Source organism: Streptomyces glaucus (assembly GCF_039533365.1).
Lineage (GTDB): Bacteria > Actinomycetota > Actinomycetes > Streptomycetales > Streptomycetaceae > Streptomyces > Streptomyces glaucus.
Map to the genome: position 1 here is coordinate 36578 of NZ_BAAATK010000022.1, position 20325 is coordinate 56902.

Here is a 20325-nt window from a genome sequence, read left to right on the forward strand (position 1 = left end):
GGACGACCATGACGTCTTCGAAGCGAAACCGCGCCGAGGCCCTGCCCCAGGACCTCCAGGAGGTGCTGCGCCGCCGGCTGGCCGGACGGGCCGCCGCGGGGGACACGCCCGCCCGCCGGGACATCCCCCGCGCGGACCGGACCCGGCCCCTGCCGCTGTCCTTCGCCCAGCAGCGGCTGTGGTTCCTGGACCGGCTGCGGCCCGGCGACGCCCGCTACAACAGCGCGGTCGCGCTGCGGCTGACCGGCGCGCTCGACCGCGCCGCCCTGGCCCGGGCGCTGGAGCTGGTGGTGGAGCGCCACGAGGCGCTGCGCACCACCTTCGACGAGCACGACGGCCGGCCGGCGCAGACCGTGCACCCGGCCGGGCCGGTGCCGCTGCCGGTCCGCGACCTGCCCGCGCCGGACGCCCGCGACGCCGCGGACGCCCTGGACGCCGCGCTGCTGGCGGAGTACTCCCGCCCGTTCGACCTGCGCACCGGCCCGCTGCTGCGCGCCCTGCTGCTGCGCGAGTCGGACACCGCGCACGTGCTGCTGCTGACCGCCCACCACATCGTCACCGACGGCTGGTCGATGGGCGTGGTCCTGCAGGAGCTGTGCGCCGCCTACGACGCCCTCGTGCGGGGCGCGGCGCCCGCGCTGCCGCCGGTGGCGACCCAGTACCCGGACTTCGCGGTGTGGCAGCGCCGGGAGCTGTCCGGCGCCCGCCTGGAGCGCCACCTCGCCCACTGGAAGGAGCACCTGGCCGGCGCCGTGCCGCCCGAACTGCCGCTGGACCGCCCGCGCCGCGGCGAGGAGTCCGGGGCCGGCGCGGTGCACGCCTTCACCGTCCCCGCGCACGTCACGGCCCGCCTGCGGGAGCTGGCGGCGCAGCAGCACACCACCCTGTTCACCGCCCTGGTCGCCGCCTGCCAGACGCTGCTGGCCCGCTGGTCCGGGCAGGACGACATCACCGTCGGCTCCCTCACCCCCGGCCGCTCCCGCACCGACCTGGAGCGGGCCGTCGGCTTCTTCGCCAACACCGTCGTGCTGCGCACCCGGGTGGACACCGCGGGCTCCTTCCGCGACCTGCTGACCGCCGCCGCCGACACCGTCAACGACGCCTTCGCGCACGGCGACACCCCCTTCGAACGGCTCGTGGAGGCCGTGGGCGCGCCCCGCGAGGCCGGCCGCAACCCCCTGTTCGACGTGATGGTCCTGCTCCACCCGGACCCGCCCGCCGCGCCCGACCCGCAGGGCCTGGCCGCCACCCCGGTCGCCGTGCCCCGGCGGGCGGCCACCTTCGACCTGAGCGTGGAGTTCGTGCCCGACGGGGAGGAACTGACCGGCCTGCTGGAGTACCGCACCGACCTGATCGGCCCGGACACCGCCCGGCGGATGGCCGACCAGCTGCTGCGGACGCTGGAAGGCGCCGCCGCCGCGCCGGACCGGCCGCTGGGCACCCTGCCCCTGCTCCCGCCGCGGGAGGCGCGGCGCGTCACCCAGGAGTGGAACGCCGCCGCCCGCCCGGGGCCCGACACCACCTGCCCGCAGCTCTTCGAACAGCAGACCGCCCGCACCCCGCACGCCGTCGCCCTGGTCGCCGGGGACGAACGCCTGGACTACGCGACGCTCAACGCCCGCGCCAACCGGCTGGCCCACCACCTCATAGCCCGGGGCGCCGGCCCCGAGCAGCTGGTCGCGCTGCGGCTGCCGCGCACCGCCGACATGATCGTGGCGATCCTCGCCGTGTGGAAGGCCGGCGCGGGCTACCTGCCCGTCGACCTGGCGCTGCCCGAGGAACGCGTGGCGTTCCTGCTCGACGACGCCCGCCCGGCCCTGGTGCTCGACGAGGCCGCGCTGCGCGCGGTGCCCGCCACCGCCCCCGGCACCGACCCCACCGACGCCGACCGGCGCGCCCCGCTGCACCCCGACCACACCGCGTACGTCCTGTACACCTCCGGCTCCACCGGCCGCCCCAAGGGCGTCACCGTCACCCACCGCTCGCTGGCCAACCTGTCGGCCGCCCACCGCGAGGGCTTCGTCGCCGACGCGGGCGGCGGCCCGCTGCGGGTGGCGCTGACCGCGTCGTTCTCCTTCGACACCTCGCTGGAGGGCGTGGTGCTGATGGCCGACGGCCACCGGCTGCACCTGGTCGACGAGGCCACCCGGCTGGACCCGGCCGCCCTGGTGGAGTACGTCGTCGCCCACCGCGTCGACTTCCTCGACCTGACCCCGTCCTACCTGCGGCAGCTGCTGCCCGCCGGGCTCCTCACCGACCCGCGCCACCACCCGCGCGTGCTGATGCTCGGCGGCGAGGCGATCGGCCCGGCCCTGTGGCGCGACCTGGCCGCGCACGACGACGTGGCCGCGTACAACTTCTACGGCCCCACCGAGTGCACCGTCGACGCCCTGGCCTGCCGCATCGAGGGCGACGGCCGCCCGCTGGTGGGCCGCCCGCTGCCGGGGGTGCGGGCCTACGTCCTCGACGACCGGCTGCGGCCCGTGCCGCCCGGGGTCGGCGGCGAACTGTACCTGGCGGGCGCGCAGCTGGCCCGCGGCTACGCGCGCCGCCCCGGCCTGACCGCCGCGCGGTTCGTCGCCGACCCGTACGGCGAGCCCGGCACGCGCATGTACCGCACCGGCGACCTGGCCCGCTGGACCGCCGACGGGCGCCTGGACTACCTCGGGCGCGCCGACGAGCAGGTCAAGGTGCGCGGCCACCGCATCGAGCCGGGGGAGATCGAGGCCGCCCTGCTGGACCTGCCCGAGGTCACCGCGGCGGCCGTCGTCGCGGTGCCCGACGCGCACGGCCACACCCGCCTGGCCGCCTACGTCGTCCCCGCCGCCGGCGCCGCGCGCCCGGCCGCCTCCGCGCTGCGCGAGGCCTGCCGCCGGGTCCTGCCCGAGCACATGGTGCCGTCCTCCTTCACCGTGCTCGACGCCCTGCCGCTGACCACCAGCGGCAAGCTGGACCGCCGGGCCCTGCCCGCCCCCGACCTCGACACCGCCCGGCGCGAGAAGGAGTTCGTCGCCCCGCGCACCGAGCAGGAGCGGACGCTGGCCGGCATCTGGTCCGAGGTGCTGGGCGTGACCCGGGTGGGGGTCACCGACAACTTCTTCGAGCTGGGCGGCGACTCCATCCTCGGCATCCAGGCCGTCTCCCGGGCCCGCGCCGCCGGCCTGCACCTGAACTCGCAGGACGTCTTCCGCCACCAGACCGTCGCCGACCTGGCCGCCGCCGTGGCCCGCCGGACCGCCGCCGCACCGGCCCCCCGGCGTTCCCGCCACGACGGGCCCGCCCCGCTGACCCCCGTGCAGGAGTGGTTCTTCGCCACGCACGGCCCGCTGCGGCACTTCGCCATGTCGCTCCTGCTCGACCTGCCCCACGACCTCGACGAACCGGCCCTGGAGCGGGCGCTGGAGGCGCTGGCCGCCCACCACCCGGCGCTGCGCACCCGGTTCGTGCGCACCGGCGGCACCTGGACCCAGCACCCCGGCGCGGGCCCGGCCGCCGGCCTGCTGACCCGCCACCCCCTGCCCGCCGGCGACGCCGACGCCGCGGCCGTGCGCGAACGGGCCGCCGACGCCGCCCGCGCCGCCCTCGACCCGGCCACCGGCGCCCTGCTGCGCGCCGCCCTGCTGCTGCCCCCGGCCGGACGGCGCCCCCAGCTGTTCCTGACGGCCCATCACCTCGCCGTCGACAGCGTCTCCTGGCGTATCCTCCTGGCCGACCTGGAACAGGCCTACCGCCAGGCGTCCGCCGGGGAACCGGTCCGCCTGGAACCGGCCGGCACGCCGTTCACCGACTGGGCCGCACGGCTGTCCCGGCGGGTCCGCGACGGCGGGCTGGACGACGACCTGCCGTACTGGACGGCCGAGGCCGCCACCCCGCGCACCCCGCTGCCCGTGGACCGGCCCGGCACCCCGCTCGCCGGGTCGGTGCGCACCGTGCGGACCCGCGTGGACCGCGCCACCACCGAGGCGCTGCTGCGCCGGGTGCCCGGCGTCTACCGCACCCAGGTCAACGACGTCCTGCTCAGCGCGCTGGGCCGGGTGCTCGCCGACTGGGCGGGCGCCGAGCGGGTGACGATCGCCCTGGAGGGCCACGGCCGCGAGGAAGGCCTCCTCGACGACGTCGACCTCTCCCGCACGGTGGGCTGGTTCACCACCCAGTACCCCGTCACCCTCACCCCGGCCGGACCGCCCGCCGCGCCGGACTGGGGCGCCACCCTGAAGGCCGTCAAGGAGCGCCTGCGGGCCGTGCCCCGGCGCGGCCTGGGCCACGAGGCGCTGGCCCGCCTCGGCTCGCCCGACCCGGCCGCCCGCGCCCTGCGGGACGTGCCCCTGCCGCAGGTGTCGTTCACCTACCACGGGCAGTGGGACGGCTTGGCCGGGCGGGACTTCGCCCCGGCCGCCGACGTGCCCGGCCGGGACGTCGCGGCCGACGAACCGCTGGACCACCTGCTGGACGTCACGGCCGTGGTCGCGGACGGCGAACTGGAGATCACCTGGCACTACAGCGAGCAGGTGCACGACGCCGGCACCGTCCGGTCGCTGGCGGACGCCATGACCGGGGCGCTCACCGCGATCACCGAGCACTGCGCCCGGCCGGACGCCGGCGGCCGCACCCCCTCCGACTTCCCGCTGGCCCGCCTGGACCAGGCCGGCGTGGACCGGCTGGCCGGCGACGGCCGCGGCGTGGAGGACATCCTGCCGCTGACCCCGCTCCAGGAGGGCATGCTCTTCCACCGCCTGGTCGGCGACGACGACGGCGACGTCTACGTCGACCAGGCCGCCCTGCTGCTGGACGGCGTCGCCGACCCGCACGCCCTCGCGCTCGCCTGGCAGCGGGTGACCGACCGCACGCCCGCCCTGCGCACCTCGGTGGTGTGGGAGGACGTGCCCGTGCCGCTCCAGGTCGTGCACCGCGACGTGCGCGTGCCCGTCACCCACCTGGACTGGCGGGACACGGACCCGGCCGAGCGCGCCGAACGGCTGGCGCGGCTGCGCGCCGACGACCTGGCGCGCGGCATCGACCTGGGCACGGCCCCGCTGATGCGGCTCACCCTGGTCCGGCTGCCCGACGCGCGGCTGCACCTGCTGTGGACCTCCCACCACCTGATCCTGGACGGCTGGAGCCTGGCCCAGGTGCTCACCGAGGTCACCGAGGAGTACGCCGCCCTCACCGCCGGGAGCGAACCGGCCCCGCCGGCCCGCCGCCCCTTCGGCGACTACGTGCGCTGGCTGGCCGGCCAGGACACCGCCGCCGCCCGCGAACACTGGAGCCGCGTCCTCGACGGGTTCGCCGCCCCCACCCCGCTGCCCGCCGACCGCCCCCTGCGCGGGACGCACCGGGCCCGCTCCGCCGCCGTCCACACCGCCGCCCTGTCCGACACCGCGTCCGCGGCGCTGGCCGCCACCGCCCGGCACGCCGGGCTCACCGTCAACACGGTGGTGCAGGGCGCCTGGGCGCTGCTGCTGGCCCGCTACAGCGGCGAGGCGGACGTCGTGTTCGGCACCACCGTCTCCGGACGCCCCGACGACCTGCCGGGCGCCGAGTCGATGGTCGGCATGTTCATCAACACCGTGCCCACCCGCGTCCGCGTCGACCGGCGGCAGACCGCGTCCGCCTGGCTGCGCGGCCTGCAGCGGGCGCAGGCCGAGTCGCGGCGCTTCGCCGCCGTCTCCCTGGCCGAGCTGACCGCCCTGAGCGACGTGCCGTCCGGCACCCCGCTGTTCCACACCATGGTCGCCTTCGAGAACTACCCCTTCGACGAGGCCCGCACGGCCGGCTCCGGGGTGCGCCTGGTGGACGTCACCTCCCGCGACGCCACCAACTACCCGCTGGTCCTGCGGGCCTACCAGGGTGAACGGCTCGGCTTCGACCTGGCCTACGACCCGGGGCTGTTCGACGCCGCGACCGTCCGGGCGCTCGCCGACCGGCTCCGCCTGCTGCTCACCGAGATCGCCGCCGGCCCGGACCGCCCGCTGCGCGCCCTGGCCTGGACCACCGCCGAGGAGCGGCGGACGCTCACCGGCCGGGACGGCGCCGCGCACGGCCGCCCCGCCGAGACCCTGGTCGACCTGTTCGAGGCGCAGGCCGCCCGCACCCCCGGCGCGACCGCCGTCACCTGCGGCGCCGACCGGCTCGACTACGCCGCCCTGGACGCGGCGGCCGGCCGCCTCGCCCACCGGCTCGCCGAGGCCGGCGCGGGCCCCGAACGCCACGTCGCGCTCGCCCTGCCCCGCTCCACGGACCTGGTCGTGGCGATCCTGGCCGTGCTGAAGACCGGCGCCGCCTACCTGCCGATCGACCCGAAACTGCCCGACGAGCGCATCGCCCGGCTGCTCGCCGACGCCGCCCCGGTCACCGTCGTGACCACCGCCCGCACCGCCGGGCGGGCGGCCGGCGCCGGCGTGCCCGTCCTGGTGCTGGACGACGCCGCCGTCCGCGCCGACCTCGCCCGCCGCCCCGCCGACGGCCTCCCCGCGGGCCGCCGCCCGCTGCCGGAGAACGCCGCCTACACCATCTACACCTCCGGCTCCACCGGCCGCCCCAAGGGCGTGGTCGTGCCGCACGCCAACGTGGTCCGGCTGTTCACCCGCACCCGCCCCTGGTTCGGCTTCGACGAGCACGACGTGTGGACGCTGTTCCACTCCTACGCCTTCGACTTCTCCGTGTGGGAGCTGTGGGGGGCGCTGCTGCACGGCGGCCGGCTGGTGGTCGTCCCCGACGACGTCGCCCGCTCCCCGGAGGACTTCCTGCGGCTGCTCGCCGACGAACGGGTCACCGTCCTCAACCAGACCCCGTCCGCCTTCTACCCGCTGATCCGCGCCGACGCCGCCCACCCCGAGGTGAGCGCGCGCCTGGCGCTGCGCACGGTGGTCTTCGGCGGCGAGGCGCTGGACGTGACCCGCCTGGCCGACTGGTACGCGCGCCACCCGGACACCGCGCCGCGCCTGGTCAACATGTACGGCATCACCGAGACCACCGTGCACGTCACCCACGCGCCCCTGGACCGCGCGACGGCCGCCGCGGGCACCGCCGGCCCCATCGGCACCGGCATACCCGACCTGCGGGTCCACGTCCTCGACGACGACCTGGCGCCCCTGCCGCCCGGCGCCGTCGGCGAGATGTACGTGGCGGGCCAGGGCCTGGCCCGCGGCTACCTCGGCCGGCCCGGCCTGACCGCGACCCGGTTCCTCGCCGACCCCTTCGGCGCGCCGGGGGAGCGGATGTACCGCACCGGCGACCGGGCCCGCCGGCGGGCCGACGGCACCCTCGAATACCTCGGCCGCGCCGACCAGCAGGTCAAGATCCGCGGCTACCGCATCGAGCCCGGCGAGATCGAGGCCGCCCTGCACACCCACCCGGGCGTCGGCGCCGCCGCGGTCGGCGTGTACGAGGACGCCGCCGGGACCCGGCGCCTGGTCGCCCACGTCGTCGGCGCCGACGGGCACACCGGCCCGCCGCCCGCCGCCGAGCTGCGCGCCCACCTGGAACGCCTGCTGCCCGCCCACATGGTGCCCGCCGCCTACGTCCCGATGGCGGCCCTGCCCCTGACCGCCAACGGCAAACTGGACCGGCGCGCGCTGCCCGCGCCCGGACCGGACGGCTTCGCCGCCGGCGCCGACCGCACCGCGCCGCGCACCCCCGCCGAACGCGCGGTCGCCGCCGCCTGGACGGACGTCCTCGACACCGACGAGGTGGGCGCCGGCGACGACTTCTTCGCCCTCGGCGGCGACTCGATCCTCGCCGTGCGCGTCACCTCCCGGCTGCGCGCCGCCTTCGGCCCCGACGTCTCCCCGAGACTGCTGTTCACCCACCCGAGACTGGCCGACCTGGCCGCCGCCCTCGGCGACCCGGACCCGCACCGGGCGGCCGACTCCATACCGGCCGCGGCCCCGGACGCCCCGGCGCCGCTGTCGTACGCGCAGCAGCGCCTGTGGTTCCTGGACCGCTTCGAGCCGGGCAGCACCGAGTACACGACGCTGTCCGTGCTGCGGCTGCGCGGCCGGCTCGACGAGGCCGCCCTGCGCGCCGCCCTGGACGGCCTGGTGGCCCGGCACGAGGCGCTGCGCACCACCTTCGCCGAGCAGGACGGGCAGGCCCGGCAGATCGTGCACCCGCCGTACCCGGTGGACCCGCCGGTGGACGACCTCACCGGGGCCGGGCCCGGGGCGCTGGACGCCCTCCTCGAACGCGAGGCCGCCACCCCCTTCGACCTGGCCCGCGGGCCCCTGCTGCGGGCCCGGCTGGCCCGCCTGGCCGCCGACGAGCACGTCCTGGTCCTGGCCGTCCACCACATCGTCACCGACGGCTGGTCCGTCGCCGTCCTCGGCCGGGACCTGGCCGAGCTGTACACGGCGGCGCACGAGAACCGCGCGCCCCGGCTGCCCGAGCTGCGCGTGCGGTACGCCGACTACGCCGTCTGGCAGCGCGCCCGCGCCGACCTGGCCGAGAAGCAGCTCGCCCACTGGCGCGGGGCGCTGGAGGGCCTGACCCCGCTGGAACTGCCCACCGACCGGCCGCGTCCGGCCGTCCGCGCCCGCGACGGCGCCCTGGTCACCTTCCACCTGCCCGCCGAGCTCACCGAACGGCTGCGCGCGACGGGCCGGGACGCCGACGCCACCCTCTACATGACCCTGCTGACCGCCTGCAAGGTGCTCCTGGCCCGCTGGGCGGACCAGGAGGACGTCGCGGTCGGCACCGTCACCGCGGGCCGCGAGCGGAGCGAACTGCACGACGTGGTCGGCATGTTCGTCAACACCCTGGTGCTGCGCAGCCGGATACGCCCCGGCCTGACGTTCCGCCGGCTGCTGGGCGAGGTCCGCACCACCGTCCTGGAGGCGTTCGCCCACCAGGAGGTGCCCTTCGAGCGGCTGGTGGACGCCCTCCAGCCCGAGCGGGACACCAGCCGCACCCCCCTGTTCCAGGTCATGGTGGCGCTGCACAACCTCGGCGCCCAGGCCCCCGCCCTGCCCGGTCTGGACGTCGAGCCGGTCACGCCGCCGGTCCGCACCGCCACCTACGACCTCGCCCTCGACTTCGTCGAGCGCGACGGAGGCGTCACCGGCTACCTGGAGTACGACACCGGCCTGTTCGACGCCAGCACCGCCGAGCGCCTGGCCGCCCGGCTGCGGCTGCTGCTGGAGGCCGCCGCCGAGGACCCCGACCGGGCCGTCGGCGCGCTGCCCCTGATGACCGGCGCCGAACGCCGGCGGGTGCTCCAGCAGGGGCAGGGCGTCCGGCTGCCGGTGGCCGGCGCCACCTTCCCGGCCCTGTTCGAGGCGCAGGCCGCCCGCACCCCGCACGCCACCGCCCTGGTCGCCCGGGACGCCACGCTCGGCTTCGCCGCCCTCAACGACCGCGCCAACCGGCTGGCCCACCACCTCATCGCCCACGGCGTCGGCCCGGAGCGCGTGGTCGCCGTCCGGCTGCCGCGCACCAGCGACGCGTACGTGGCGCTGCTCGCCGTGCTCAAGGCGGGCGGCACCCTGGTCTGCCTCGACCCGGACCTGCCCGAGGAGCGTGTCGCGTTCCTGCTCCGGGACACCGCGCCGCACACCGTCCTGACGCCGGACGCCCTGCGCGCGGTGCCCTGGGAGCGGCTGCCCGCCCACGACCCGTCCGACGCCGACCGCACCGCGCCCCTGCGCCCGGAGAACACCGCGTACGTCGTCCACACCTCCGGCTCCACCGGCCGGCCCAAGGGCGTCGCGGTGGAACACCGCCACCTGGTCAACCTCTGCCACGACCACCGCGAGCGGCTCGTCGCCCCGCACACCGCCGACGGGCGCCGGCTGCGCGCCGCGCTCAGCGCGTCCTTCGCCTTCGACACCTCCTGGGAGGGGCCGCTGCTGCTCGCCCTCGGCCAGGAGGTCCACCTGATCGACGAGGACGTGCGCCTGGACCCCGACGCGTTCTGCGCGCTGGTCGCCGAACGCCGCCTGGACCTGGTGAACGTCACCCCGTCCTTCCTGCGCGAACTCACCGCCGCCGGGCTCCTCGCGCCCGGCCGCCACCACCCGCGGCTGCTGCTGGCCGGCGGCGAGGCCGTCCCCGCCGCCGCGTGGCGGGAGCTGGGCGAGGCCGAACGGGACCTCGGCATCGCCGTGTACAACATGTACGGGCCCACCGAGTGCACCGTCGACGCCGCCTACGGCCGCCCCGCCGACCGCCCCGACCGCCCGGTGATCGGCCGGCCCGGCGCCAACCTGCGCGCCTACGTCCTCGACGGCGCGCTGCGCCCGGTCCCGCCCGGCGTCCCCGGCGAGCTGTACCTGGCCGGCGCCCAGGTCGCCCGCGGCTACCTGAACCGGCCCGGCCCGACCGCCGCCCGGTTCCTCGCCGACCCCTTCGGCGCGCCGGGGGAGCGGATGTACCGCACCGGCGACCGGGCCCGCTGGGACGACAGCGGCCTGCTGGAGTTCCTGGGCCGCGCCGACGAGCAGGTCAAGATCCGCGGGTTCCGCGTCGAGCCCGGCGAGGTGGAGGCCGCCCTCCTGGCCCACCCGGACGTCGCGGAGGCCGCGGTGGCCGCCCGCGAGCACGCCGGGCGGCTGATGCTCGTGGCGTACGTCGTGCCCGCCGCCGACCGCACCCCGTCGGCCGACGCCCTGCGCCTCGCGCTGCGGCGGACGCTGCCGGACCACATGGTGCCCGCCGCGTTCGTGACGCTGGACCGCATCCCGCGCACCAGCAGCGGCAAGACCGACCGGCGCGCGCTGCCCGCCCCGCCGGAGCGGCCCGACGGCGGCACGGCGTACGTGGCCCCGCGCCCCGGCACCGAGGAGCGCCTGGCCGCGATCTGGGCGGACGTCCTCGGAGTGGACCGCGTGGGCGCGGACGACAACTTCTTCGCCCTCGGCGGCGACTCCATCCTCAGCATCCAGATCGTCTCCCGGGCCCGGCAGGCCGGCCTCGCCCTGACCACCAAGGACGTCTTCCGCCACCAGACGGTCGCCGAACTCGCCCTGTGCGTCACCGGCACCGGCCCGCACCCGGCGGGCGCGGACGACGCGCGGGAACCCGCCGAGGCGCCGCTCACCCCGATCCAGCACTGGTACCTCGACGGCCGCCGCCCCGGCGACCCGCTGCGCTTCACCATGACCCAGCGCCTGGAACTGGCCCCCGGCACCGACGCCGCCGCGCTGCGGCAGGCGGCCGAGGCACTGGTGCGCCACCACCCGGCCCTGCGCACCCGCTTCCGCCGCACCGGCGACGGCTGGCGCCAGGAGGTCCTGCCGGACGCGCCGGCCGGCGTCTTCACCCGCCACGATGTGGCCGCGCTGGACGGCACGGCACTGGAGGCGGCGGTGCAGGACGCGACCGACGCGGCCCAGACCTCCCTCGACCCCGCCGAGGGCCGGGTCGTACGGGTCCTGCTCTTCGACGGCGGCCCGCACCGGTCCGCCCAGCTCGTGATCACCGCCCACCACCTGGTGGTCGACGGCGTCTCCTGGCGGATCCTGCTGGCCGACCTGGAGACCGCCCACCGGGCCGCCGCCGCCGGCCGCCCCGCCGGACTGCCCCCGGCGGGCACGGCGCACGGCCGCTGGGCGGCCCGGCTGGAGCGGCACACCCGCTCCGGCGCCCTGGACGGCGACCTCGCGTACTGGGAACGCACCGGCACCGCCCCGGCGGACCTGCCGCCCGGCCGGCCCGGCCCCAACACCCACGGCGCCGCCGCCACCGTCACCGTGCGGCTGGACGAGCAGGACACCGAGGCCCTGCTGCGCCGCGTCCCCGACGCGTACCGCACCCAGGTCAACGACGTGCTGCTCAGCGCCCTGGGCCGCACCCTGGCCCGCTGGTGCGGACGCGACACCGTCCTGGTCGGCGTGGAGGGGCACGGCCGCGAGGACCTCTTCGACGACGTCGACCTGTCGCGCACCGTCGGCTGGTTCACCGCCGAGTTCCCCCTCGCCCTGACCGTCGACCCCGACGCCGGCTGGCACGACACCCTGCGCGGCGTCAAGGAGCAGCTGCGGGCCGTGCCGCTGCGCGGCCTGAGCCACGGCGCGCTGCGCCACCTGCTGCCCGGCAGCCCCCTGGCCGGCGCCCCGCACCCGCGGGTCGGCTTCAACTACCACGGCCGGTGGGACGCGGGAGGCGCCGGCGACGGCCTGTACCGCGCCGCCCTGCCGCCCGCCGGCCGCGACACCGACCCCGACGAGCCCCGCCCCTACCTGCTGGAGGTCACCGGCGTCGTCCAGGACGGCCGGCTCGAACTGGGCTGGACCTACCCGGCGGCCGTCTACGACGAGCCGGTCGTGCGGCGCCTCGCCGAGGAGATGCGCGAAGCGCTGCGCGAGATCGTCGCGCACTGCGCCCGCCCGGACGCGGGCGGCCGCACCCCGTCGGACTTCCCGCTCGCCGGCCTCGCCCAGGACCAGCTGGACCGGCTGATCGGCGACGGGCGGGGCGTGGCCGACGTGCTGCCGCTGACCCCGCTGCAGTCCGGGATGCTCTTCCACGGCCTGGTCGACGACGCCGGGGCCTACTTCGACCGGACGGCGGTCCGGCTGTCCGGAGTGGCCGACCCGCGGGCGTTCGCCGCGGCCTGGCAGCAGGTCGCCGACCGCACCCCGGCGCTGCGCACCTCCGTCCACTGGAAGGGCCTGCCGCACCCGGTGCAGATCGTGCACGACCGCGTCGAACTGCCCGTCACCCACCTGGACTGGCGGCACCTGACCGACGAGGGCCGCGCGGCGGCGACCGAGCGGCTGCTCGCCGAGGACCGCGCGGCCGGCCTGGAGCTGACCCGCGCGCCCCTGACCCGCGTCACCCTCGCCGCCCTGCCCGGCGACGAGGTGCTGCTGCTGTGGTCCACCCACCACCTGATCCTGGACGGCTGGAGCACGGCGCACCTGCTCACCGAGGTGTGCGAACGCTACGCCGCGCTCACCGGCGGCCCGCAGGCCGCCCCGCCCGCCCGGCGCCCGTTCGCGGACTTCCTGCGCTGGCTGCACGCCCAGGACACCGAGGCGGCCGAACAGTACTGGGCGGACGCCCTGGCCGGTTTCACCACCCGCACCCCGCTGCCGTACGACCGCACGCCCGCCGAGGCGCACCGCGCTCGCTCGGCGGCGGCCGTGACCCGCGAACTGGACGAGGACGTCTCGCGGCGGCTGCGGGAGGGGGCCGCCCGCACCGGACTGACCGTCAACACCGTGGTGCAGGGCGCCTGGGCACTGCTGCTGGCCCGCTACGGCGGGCAGCGCGACGTGGTGTTCGGCACCACCGTCTCCGGCCGCCCGGCCGACCTGCCTGGCGTGGAGTCCATGATCGGCATGTTCATCAACACCGTGCCGACCCGCGTCCGGGTGCCCGAGCGCGGCGGCGTGCTGCCGTGGCTGCGCGGCGTGCAGGAGGAGCAGAGCGACGCCCGCCGCTTCGACTTCCTCGCGCTGCCCCGTATCCAGGCCGCGGGCGGCCGGCCGGCCGGGGACGCCCTGTTCGACAGCATGGTGGTGTTCGAGAACTACCCCGTCGACGCCTCCGCCACGGCCCGCACGGGCGTGCGCGTCGAGGAGGTCCGCGCCGACGACGCCACCACCTTCCCGCTGTGCCTGCGCGCCCACCTCGCCGACCGGCTCGCCTTCGACCTGGCCTACGACGCCGCGCTGTTCGACCGGGACACGGTGGAACGCGCCGCCGCCCGCCTGGCCGCCCTGCTCACCGCCCTCGCCGACGGCCTGGACGGCGACCTGGCCGGGCTGGACCCGCTGACCCCGGCCGACCGGGAGCTGCTGCGCGCGTGGAACGCCCCCGCGCGGCGCGTCGCGCCCCGCTCGCCGGTGGACCTGTTCGCCGAGCAGGCCCGCCACACCCCGGACGCGGTCGCGCTGCACGACGGCGACCGGCGGCTGACCTACCGCGAACTCGACGCCTGGACCGACCGGCTGGCGGCCCGGCTGCTGGCCGGCGGCCTCGCCCCCGAGGACCGGGTCGCGCTGCTCATGGACCGCTCCGCCGAACTCGTCGCCGCCCAGCTCGCCGTCCTCAAGGCCGGCGGCGCCTACGTGCCGGTGGACGCCCGCGCCCCCGAGGAGCGCCGCCGCGCCCTGCTCGCCCGGGCGGGCGCCACGGTCCGGCTGACCGCCGAGGAGGTCTCCGACGCCCGGCCGTCCGCCCCGGCGGACACGGCGGACGCGGCGGTGCTTCCGCCCGCCGACCCCGACCGCCTGGCCTACGTGATGTTCACCTCCGGCTCCACCGGCGAACCGAAGGCGGTCGCGGTGCGCCACCGCGACGTGGCGGCGCTGGCCACCGACAGCCGCTTCACCGGCGGGGTGTGCGCCCGCGTGCTGCTGCACTCGCCGGTGGCGTTCGACGCCGCGACCTTCGAGGTGTGGGCGCCGCTGCTGGGCGGCGGCTGCGTCGTGGTCGCCCCCGACGGCCCGGTCGACGCGGCCCTGCTGCGCACCCTGGCCCGCGGCGGCGGGCTGACGGCGCTGTGGCTGACGGCCGGCCTGTTCCGGCTGCTGGCGCAGGACGCGCCGGACTGCTTCGCCGGGCTGCGCCAGGTGTGGACCGGCGGCGACGTGGTCCCGGCGGCGGCCGTGCGCCGGGTGCTGGCCGCCTGCCCCGGCCTGACCGTGGTGGACGGCTACGGGCCCACCGAGACGACCACCTTCGCGACCTCCCACACCCTCGCCGACCCGGCGGCGGTGCCCGACACCGTGCCCATCGGCCGGCCCCTGGACGACCTGCGGGTGCACATCCTCGACAGCCGCCTGCGCCCCGTCCCGCCGGGCTGCGCGGGCGAGCTGTACGTGGCCGGCGAGGGCGTGGCCCGCGGCTACCTGGGACGGCCCGGCGAGACCGCCGCCCGGTTCCTCGCCGACCCGTCCGGCCCGCCCGGGGAGCGGATGTACCGCACCGGCGACCTGGCCCGGCGCCGCCCGGACGGCACGGTGGAGTTCCTGGGCCGCGCCGACGACCAGGTCAAGATCCGCGGGTTCCGCGTCGAGCCCGGCGAGGTGGAGGCCGCGCTGGCGGCCGCCCCGGGCGTCGACGACGTGGCGGTCCTGGCCCGCGAGGACCGGCCGGGCGGCCGCCGCCTGGTGGCGTACGTGGTCGGCCCGGCCGGCGACGACGTCCCCGGCCTGCTGGCCCACGCCCGCCGCACCCTGCCCGACTACCTGGTCCCCTCGGCGTTCGTCCCGCTGCCGGCCCTGCCGCTGAGCGGCAACGGCAAGGTCGACCGGGCCGCGCTCCCGGCGCCCGGGCCCGAGTCCGCCGCCGAGTCCGGCACGGCGCGGACCGAGCCCCGCACCGAGGCCGAACGCCGCACGGCGGACGTCTTCGCCGAGGTGCTGGGCGGCGAACGGCCCGGCGTGGAGGACGACTTCTTCCGGCTGGGCGGCGACTCCATCCTCAGCATCCGCCTCGCCTCCCGCCTGGCCGAGGCGTTCGGCGCGGAGCTGTCGCCGCGGGAGGTGTTCACCCACCCCACCCCGGCCGCGCTCGCCGCCCTGCTCACGCGGACACGGACCGGCGACGCCCCGGAGCGGCCCGCCATCGTCCCGGTCGCCCGCGACACGGCGGCACCCATGTCGTACGCCCAGCAGCGCCTGTGGTTCCTGGAGGAGTTCGCGCCCGGCGGCGCCGAGTACGTCACCGCGCTCGCGCTGCGCCTGCGCGGCACGCTCGACGTCCGGGCCCTGACCGCGGCCCTGCGCGCGCTGGCCGCCCGGCACGAGTCGCTGCGCACCACCTTCGACACGGTGGACGGCCACGGCGTGCAGATCGTCCACCCGCCGCAGGACGTGCCGCTGCCGCTGCACGACCTGACCGGGCTGCCCGAACCGGACCGCACGGCCCGGCTGGACGGTCTGCTCACCGACGAGCGCACCCGCCCGTTCGACCTGCGCCGCGGCCCGCTGCTGCGCACCGCGCTGGTCCGGCTCGCCGACGACGAGCACGTGCTCGCCCTGACCCTGCACCACATCGTCACCGACGGCTGGTCGACGGCCGTGCTCACCGGCGACCTCGCCCACCTGTACCGGGCCGAACTCGGGGAGGGCGGAGGGGAGCTGCCGCCGCTGCCGGTGCAGTACGCCGACTACGCCCACTGGCAGCGCACCACGGGCGCGGCGGACCCCGACGGCCGGCTCGCCTACTGGAAGGAGCAGCTGTCCGGCGTCGAACCGCTGGACCTGCCCACCGACCGGCCGCGCCCGGCGGTGCGCACCCGCGCCGGCGCGACCACCCGGCTCACCCTGCCGCCGCACACCGCCCGCCGCCTCGCCCGGGTCGGCCGGGACCGGGGAACCACCCTGTTCACCACGCTCGTCGCCGCCGCGCAGACCTTCCTCGCCCGGCTGTCCGGCGGGCGGGACATCGCCGTCGGCACCGTCACCTCCGGCCGGGACCGGGCCGAGACGCAGCACCTGATCGGGTTCTTCGTCAACACCCTGGTGCTGCGCTCACGCGTCGAACCCGAGCGGCCCTTCCCCGAGTTCCTCGACGAGGTGCGCGCCACCGTGCTGGACGCCCTCGCGCACCAGGAGGTGCCGTTCGAGCAGGTCGTGGACGAGGTGCAGCCGGTGCGCGACACCAGCCGCACCCCGCTGTTCCAGGTGATGGTGGTCCTGCAGAACACCCCGGCCGCCCGCCTGGACCTGCCCGGCCTGGACGTCACCGACGTCGAGACGGACCTGCGGCACGCGGCGTTCGACCTCACCCTGGAGTTCGCCGAGACGGACACCGGAGGGCTGGACGGCCTGCTCACCTACAACACCGACCTGTTCGACGCGGCCACGGCCGAACGCATGGCCGGCCAGCTCGCCACCTTGCTGACCGCCGTCGCCGACGACCCCGACCGCCCGCTGGGCGCCCTGCCGCTGGCCTCCGAGGAGACGCTGCGGGCCGTGCTGGAGCAGGGACGGGGCACGGCCCGGCCGGTGCCGCCGGCGACCCTGCCGGAGCTGTTCGAACGGCAGGCGGCCCGCACGCCGGACGCCGTCGCCCTCGCCGACGGGGCCCGGCGGTGGACGTACGCCGAGGTCGACCGGTGGGCCAACCGGCTCGCCCACCACCTCGTCGGCCGCGGCGTCGGCCCCGAACGCGTCGTCGCCCTGGCCCTGCCCCGCACCGCCGAGACGGTCGTCGCGCAGCTCGCCGTCGCCAAGGCCGGCGGCGCCTTCCTGCCCGTGGACCCCGACTACCCCGAGCGGCGCAGGGAGTTCATGCTGCGCGACGCCGGCGCCCACCTGGTCCTGGCCGACCCCGCGGAGATCCGGGACGCCGACGGGCCGGACACGGCCCCCACCGACGCCGACCGCACCGCCGCCCTCACCCCCGACCACCCCGCCTACGTGATCTACACCTCCGGGTCCACCGGAACGCCCAAGGGCGTGGTGGTGCCGCACCGCGGCCTGGCCGCCTTCGCCGCCGCGGCGGCCGAGCGCTACGCGGCCGGCCCCGGCGACCGGGTGCTGCAGTTCGCCTCGCCCAGCTTCGACGCCTCCGTCCTGGAACTGTGCGTGTCCCTGCTCAGCGGCGCCACGCTGGTGACCGGCGAGGAGGGGCCGCTGGTCGGGGAGCGGCTGGCCGAGGTGCTGGCCGGCCGGCGGATCAGCCACGCGCTGATCCCGCCGGCCGCGCTGGCCACCGTGGCGCCCGCCGTCTCCGGCGCGCTGCCGGAGCTGCGGACCCTGATCGTCGGCGCCGAGGCGTGCCCGGCGGACCTGGTGGAGGTGTGGGCCCCCGGCCGCCGGATGATCAACTCCTACGGCCCCACCGAGGTCACGGTCGTCGCCACCTGGACCGGCCCGCTGACCCCGTCGGCGGGCGTGCCGCCGATCGGCCGCCCGGCCGGCGCCGCCCGCGTCCACGTCCTCGACCACGCCCTGCGGCCCGTCCCGCCCGGGGTGACCGGCGAACTGTACGTGGCCGGCCCCGGACTGGCCCGCGGCTACCTGAACCGCCCCGGCCTGACCGCCCGGCGGTTCCTCCCCGACCCGTTCGGCGCGCCGGGGGAGCGGATGTACCGCACCGGCGACCTGGCCCGCTGGGACGCCGACGGCCGGCTCGTCTTCGCCGGGCGGGCCGACGACCAGGTCAAGCTGCGCGGCTTCCGCATCGAGCCGGGCGAGATAGAGAGCGCCCTGCGCCGCCACCCCCGGGTCCGCGACGCGGCGGCCGTCGTACGCGCCGACGGCGCCGCCCGGCTGGTGGCCTACGTCGTCCCCGCCGAAGGCGCCCCCGGGGAGCTCGACGTGGCACAACTGCGCGAGCACCTGGCCGGGCTGCTGCCGCCGTACATGGTCCCGTCGGTGTTCGTGCCGCTGGAGCGGCTGCCGCTCACCCCGAACGGCAAGACCGACCGGCGGGCCCTGCCCGAACCGGACCCCGCACCGGCCGCGGCCGGGCCGCGCACCGCCCCGCGCACCGATACCGAACGCCGGATCGCCCGCATCTGGGCCGACGTCCTCGGCGTGGACGAGGTCGGCGCGCACGACAACTTCTTCCACCTCGGCGGCGACTCCATCCTGACCATGCAGGTGGTGTCCCGGCTGCGGCGGGACGGCCTGTACGTGGCCACCCGGGACCTGTTCACCCACCAGACCGTGGCCGAGCTGGCCGCCGTCGCCGGCTCCGCGCCGCAGCGCGCGCAGGACGGCCCGGTCACCGGTGACGTGCCGCTCACCCCCATCCAGGAGTGGTTCCTGACCACGCCGCGCGCCAGCCACCACCACTTCAACCAGTCGGCCCTGTGGGAACTCGACGGGACGCCCGACCCGGCGGCCCTCGGCGCGGCCCTGCGGGCGCTGCTGGAGCACCACGACGCGCTGCGCATGCGCTTCACCCGGGACGCCGACGGCTGGCGCCAGTTCAACCCGCCGCCGGGCGGCGACGACGGCCTCCTCGTCCGGCACGACCTGGCCGGGCTGTCCGCCGCGGAGGCGGACGCGGCCATGCGGAAGGCCGCCGACGAACTGCACACCGGCTTCGACCTCGGCCGGGGCCCGCTGCTGCGGGCGGCCCTGTTCACCGGGGACGCCGGCCGCCCGGCCTTCCTCCTCCTGGTCGCCCACCACCTGGTGGTCGACGCGGTGTCCTGGCGCATCCTGCGCGACGATCTGGAGGCCGCCTACGGGCAGGCCGTGCGGGGCGAGCCCGTCACGCTGGGGGAGCGCACCACCTCCTTCCGGGACTGGGCCCGCAGGCTCGCCGCCCACGTCGCCGACGGCGGCCTGGACCACGAGCTGCCGTACTGGGAGGAGACGGTGGCCGCCGCACCGCTCCCGGCCGGCGACGACACGCCCCGGGCGGACGCGGGGGAGACCCGCACGCTCACCGTGGAGCTGGACGAGGAGGACACCGAGGCACTGCTGCGGGCCGCGCCGGGCGCCTACCGCACCCGCGTCAACGACGTCCTGCTGGCCGCCCTGGCGCTGGCGCTGGCTCGCTGGACCGGCGGCGACCGGGTCCGCCTGGACCTGGAGGGCCACGGCCGGGAGGACCTGCTCGACGGCGTGGACCTGTCCCGCACGGTCGGCTGGTTCACCACCGTCCACCCGGTCGCGCTCCGGGTGGACCGCCCCGGCGACCTCGGCCCGGACCGCGACTGGCGGGCCCTGGTGAAGTCGGTGCGCCGCCAGCTGCGCGCGGTGCCCGGCAACGGCCTGGGCTTCGGCGCCCTGCGCACCTTCGGCCCGCCCGAGGTGCGCGAGCGGCTGGGCGCCGCGCCGCACGGGCAGGTGGTCTTCAACTACCTCGGCCAGTGGGACGCCCGCGCGGCCTCCCCCGCGACCGGACTGGTGCGTGCCGAGCACGGCTCCCTCGGCCAGGACCACGACCCCCGGGACGGCGGATCGCACCCGCTGGAGGTGGTGGGCGCGGTGCAGGGCGGGCGCCTGGCCTTCACCTGGCACCACCGCCCCGCGCTGCACGACACCGCGAGCGTGCGGCGCGCCGCCGCCGACTTCGCCGAGGCCCTGCGCCACATCGCACGGCACGCCCGGGGCCGCCGGTGACACCGCGGCACACCCGGCGCCGGCCGGGAGCACCACGAGCGCCGTGCCCCGGCGGCACCGCCCGGACCGCCCTGGGCGGTGCCGCCCGCACGAACCCCCACCCCTTCGAGACAGGAGAGCACCCGATGGACGAGAACACCCGCTACCAGGTCCTGCGCAACGACGAGGAGCAGTACTCGCTGTGGCCCGTCGACGTGGAGGTGCCCGCCGGCTGGCACCCCGTCGGCAAGGAGGGCACGGAGGCCGAGTGCTCCGCCTACGTGGACGAGGTCTGGACCGACATGCGCCCGCGCAGCCTGCGCGAGCGCATGGAGAACGCCGGCGCCTAGGGCGCCCCGCGGACGTCCCGCCC

Annotated in this window: 2 protein-coding genes; both read left to right on the top strand. The window is 77.5% G+C overall.

Annotated features, from left to right (window positions below; translation table 11 throughout):
• Window positions 1–8 precede the first annotated feature (8 nt).
• Window positions 9–19973 carry a non-ribosomal peptide synthase/polyketide synthase gene (locus ABD363_RS17920; RefSeq protein ID WP_344604658.1) on the top strand — a complete coding sequence of 6655 codons (19965 nt, stop codon included), beginning with the start codon at window positions 9–11 and terminating at the stop codon, window positions 19971–19973.
• A gap of 125 nt (window positions 19974–20098) precedes the next feature.
• Window positions 20099–20302 carry an MbtH family protein gene (locus ABD363_RS17925; RefSeq protein WP_155072829.1) on the top strand — a complete coding sequence of 68 codons (204 nt, stop codon included), beginning with the start codon at window positions 20099–20101 and terminating at the stop codon, window positions 20300–20302.
• Window positions 20303–20325 lie beyond the last annotated feature (23 nt).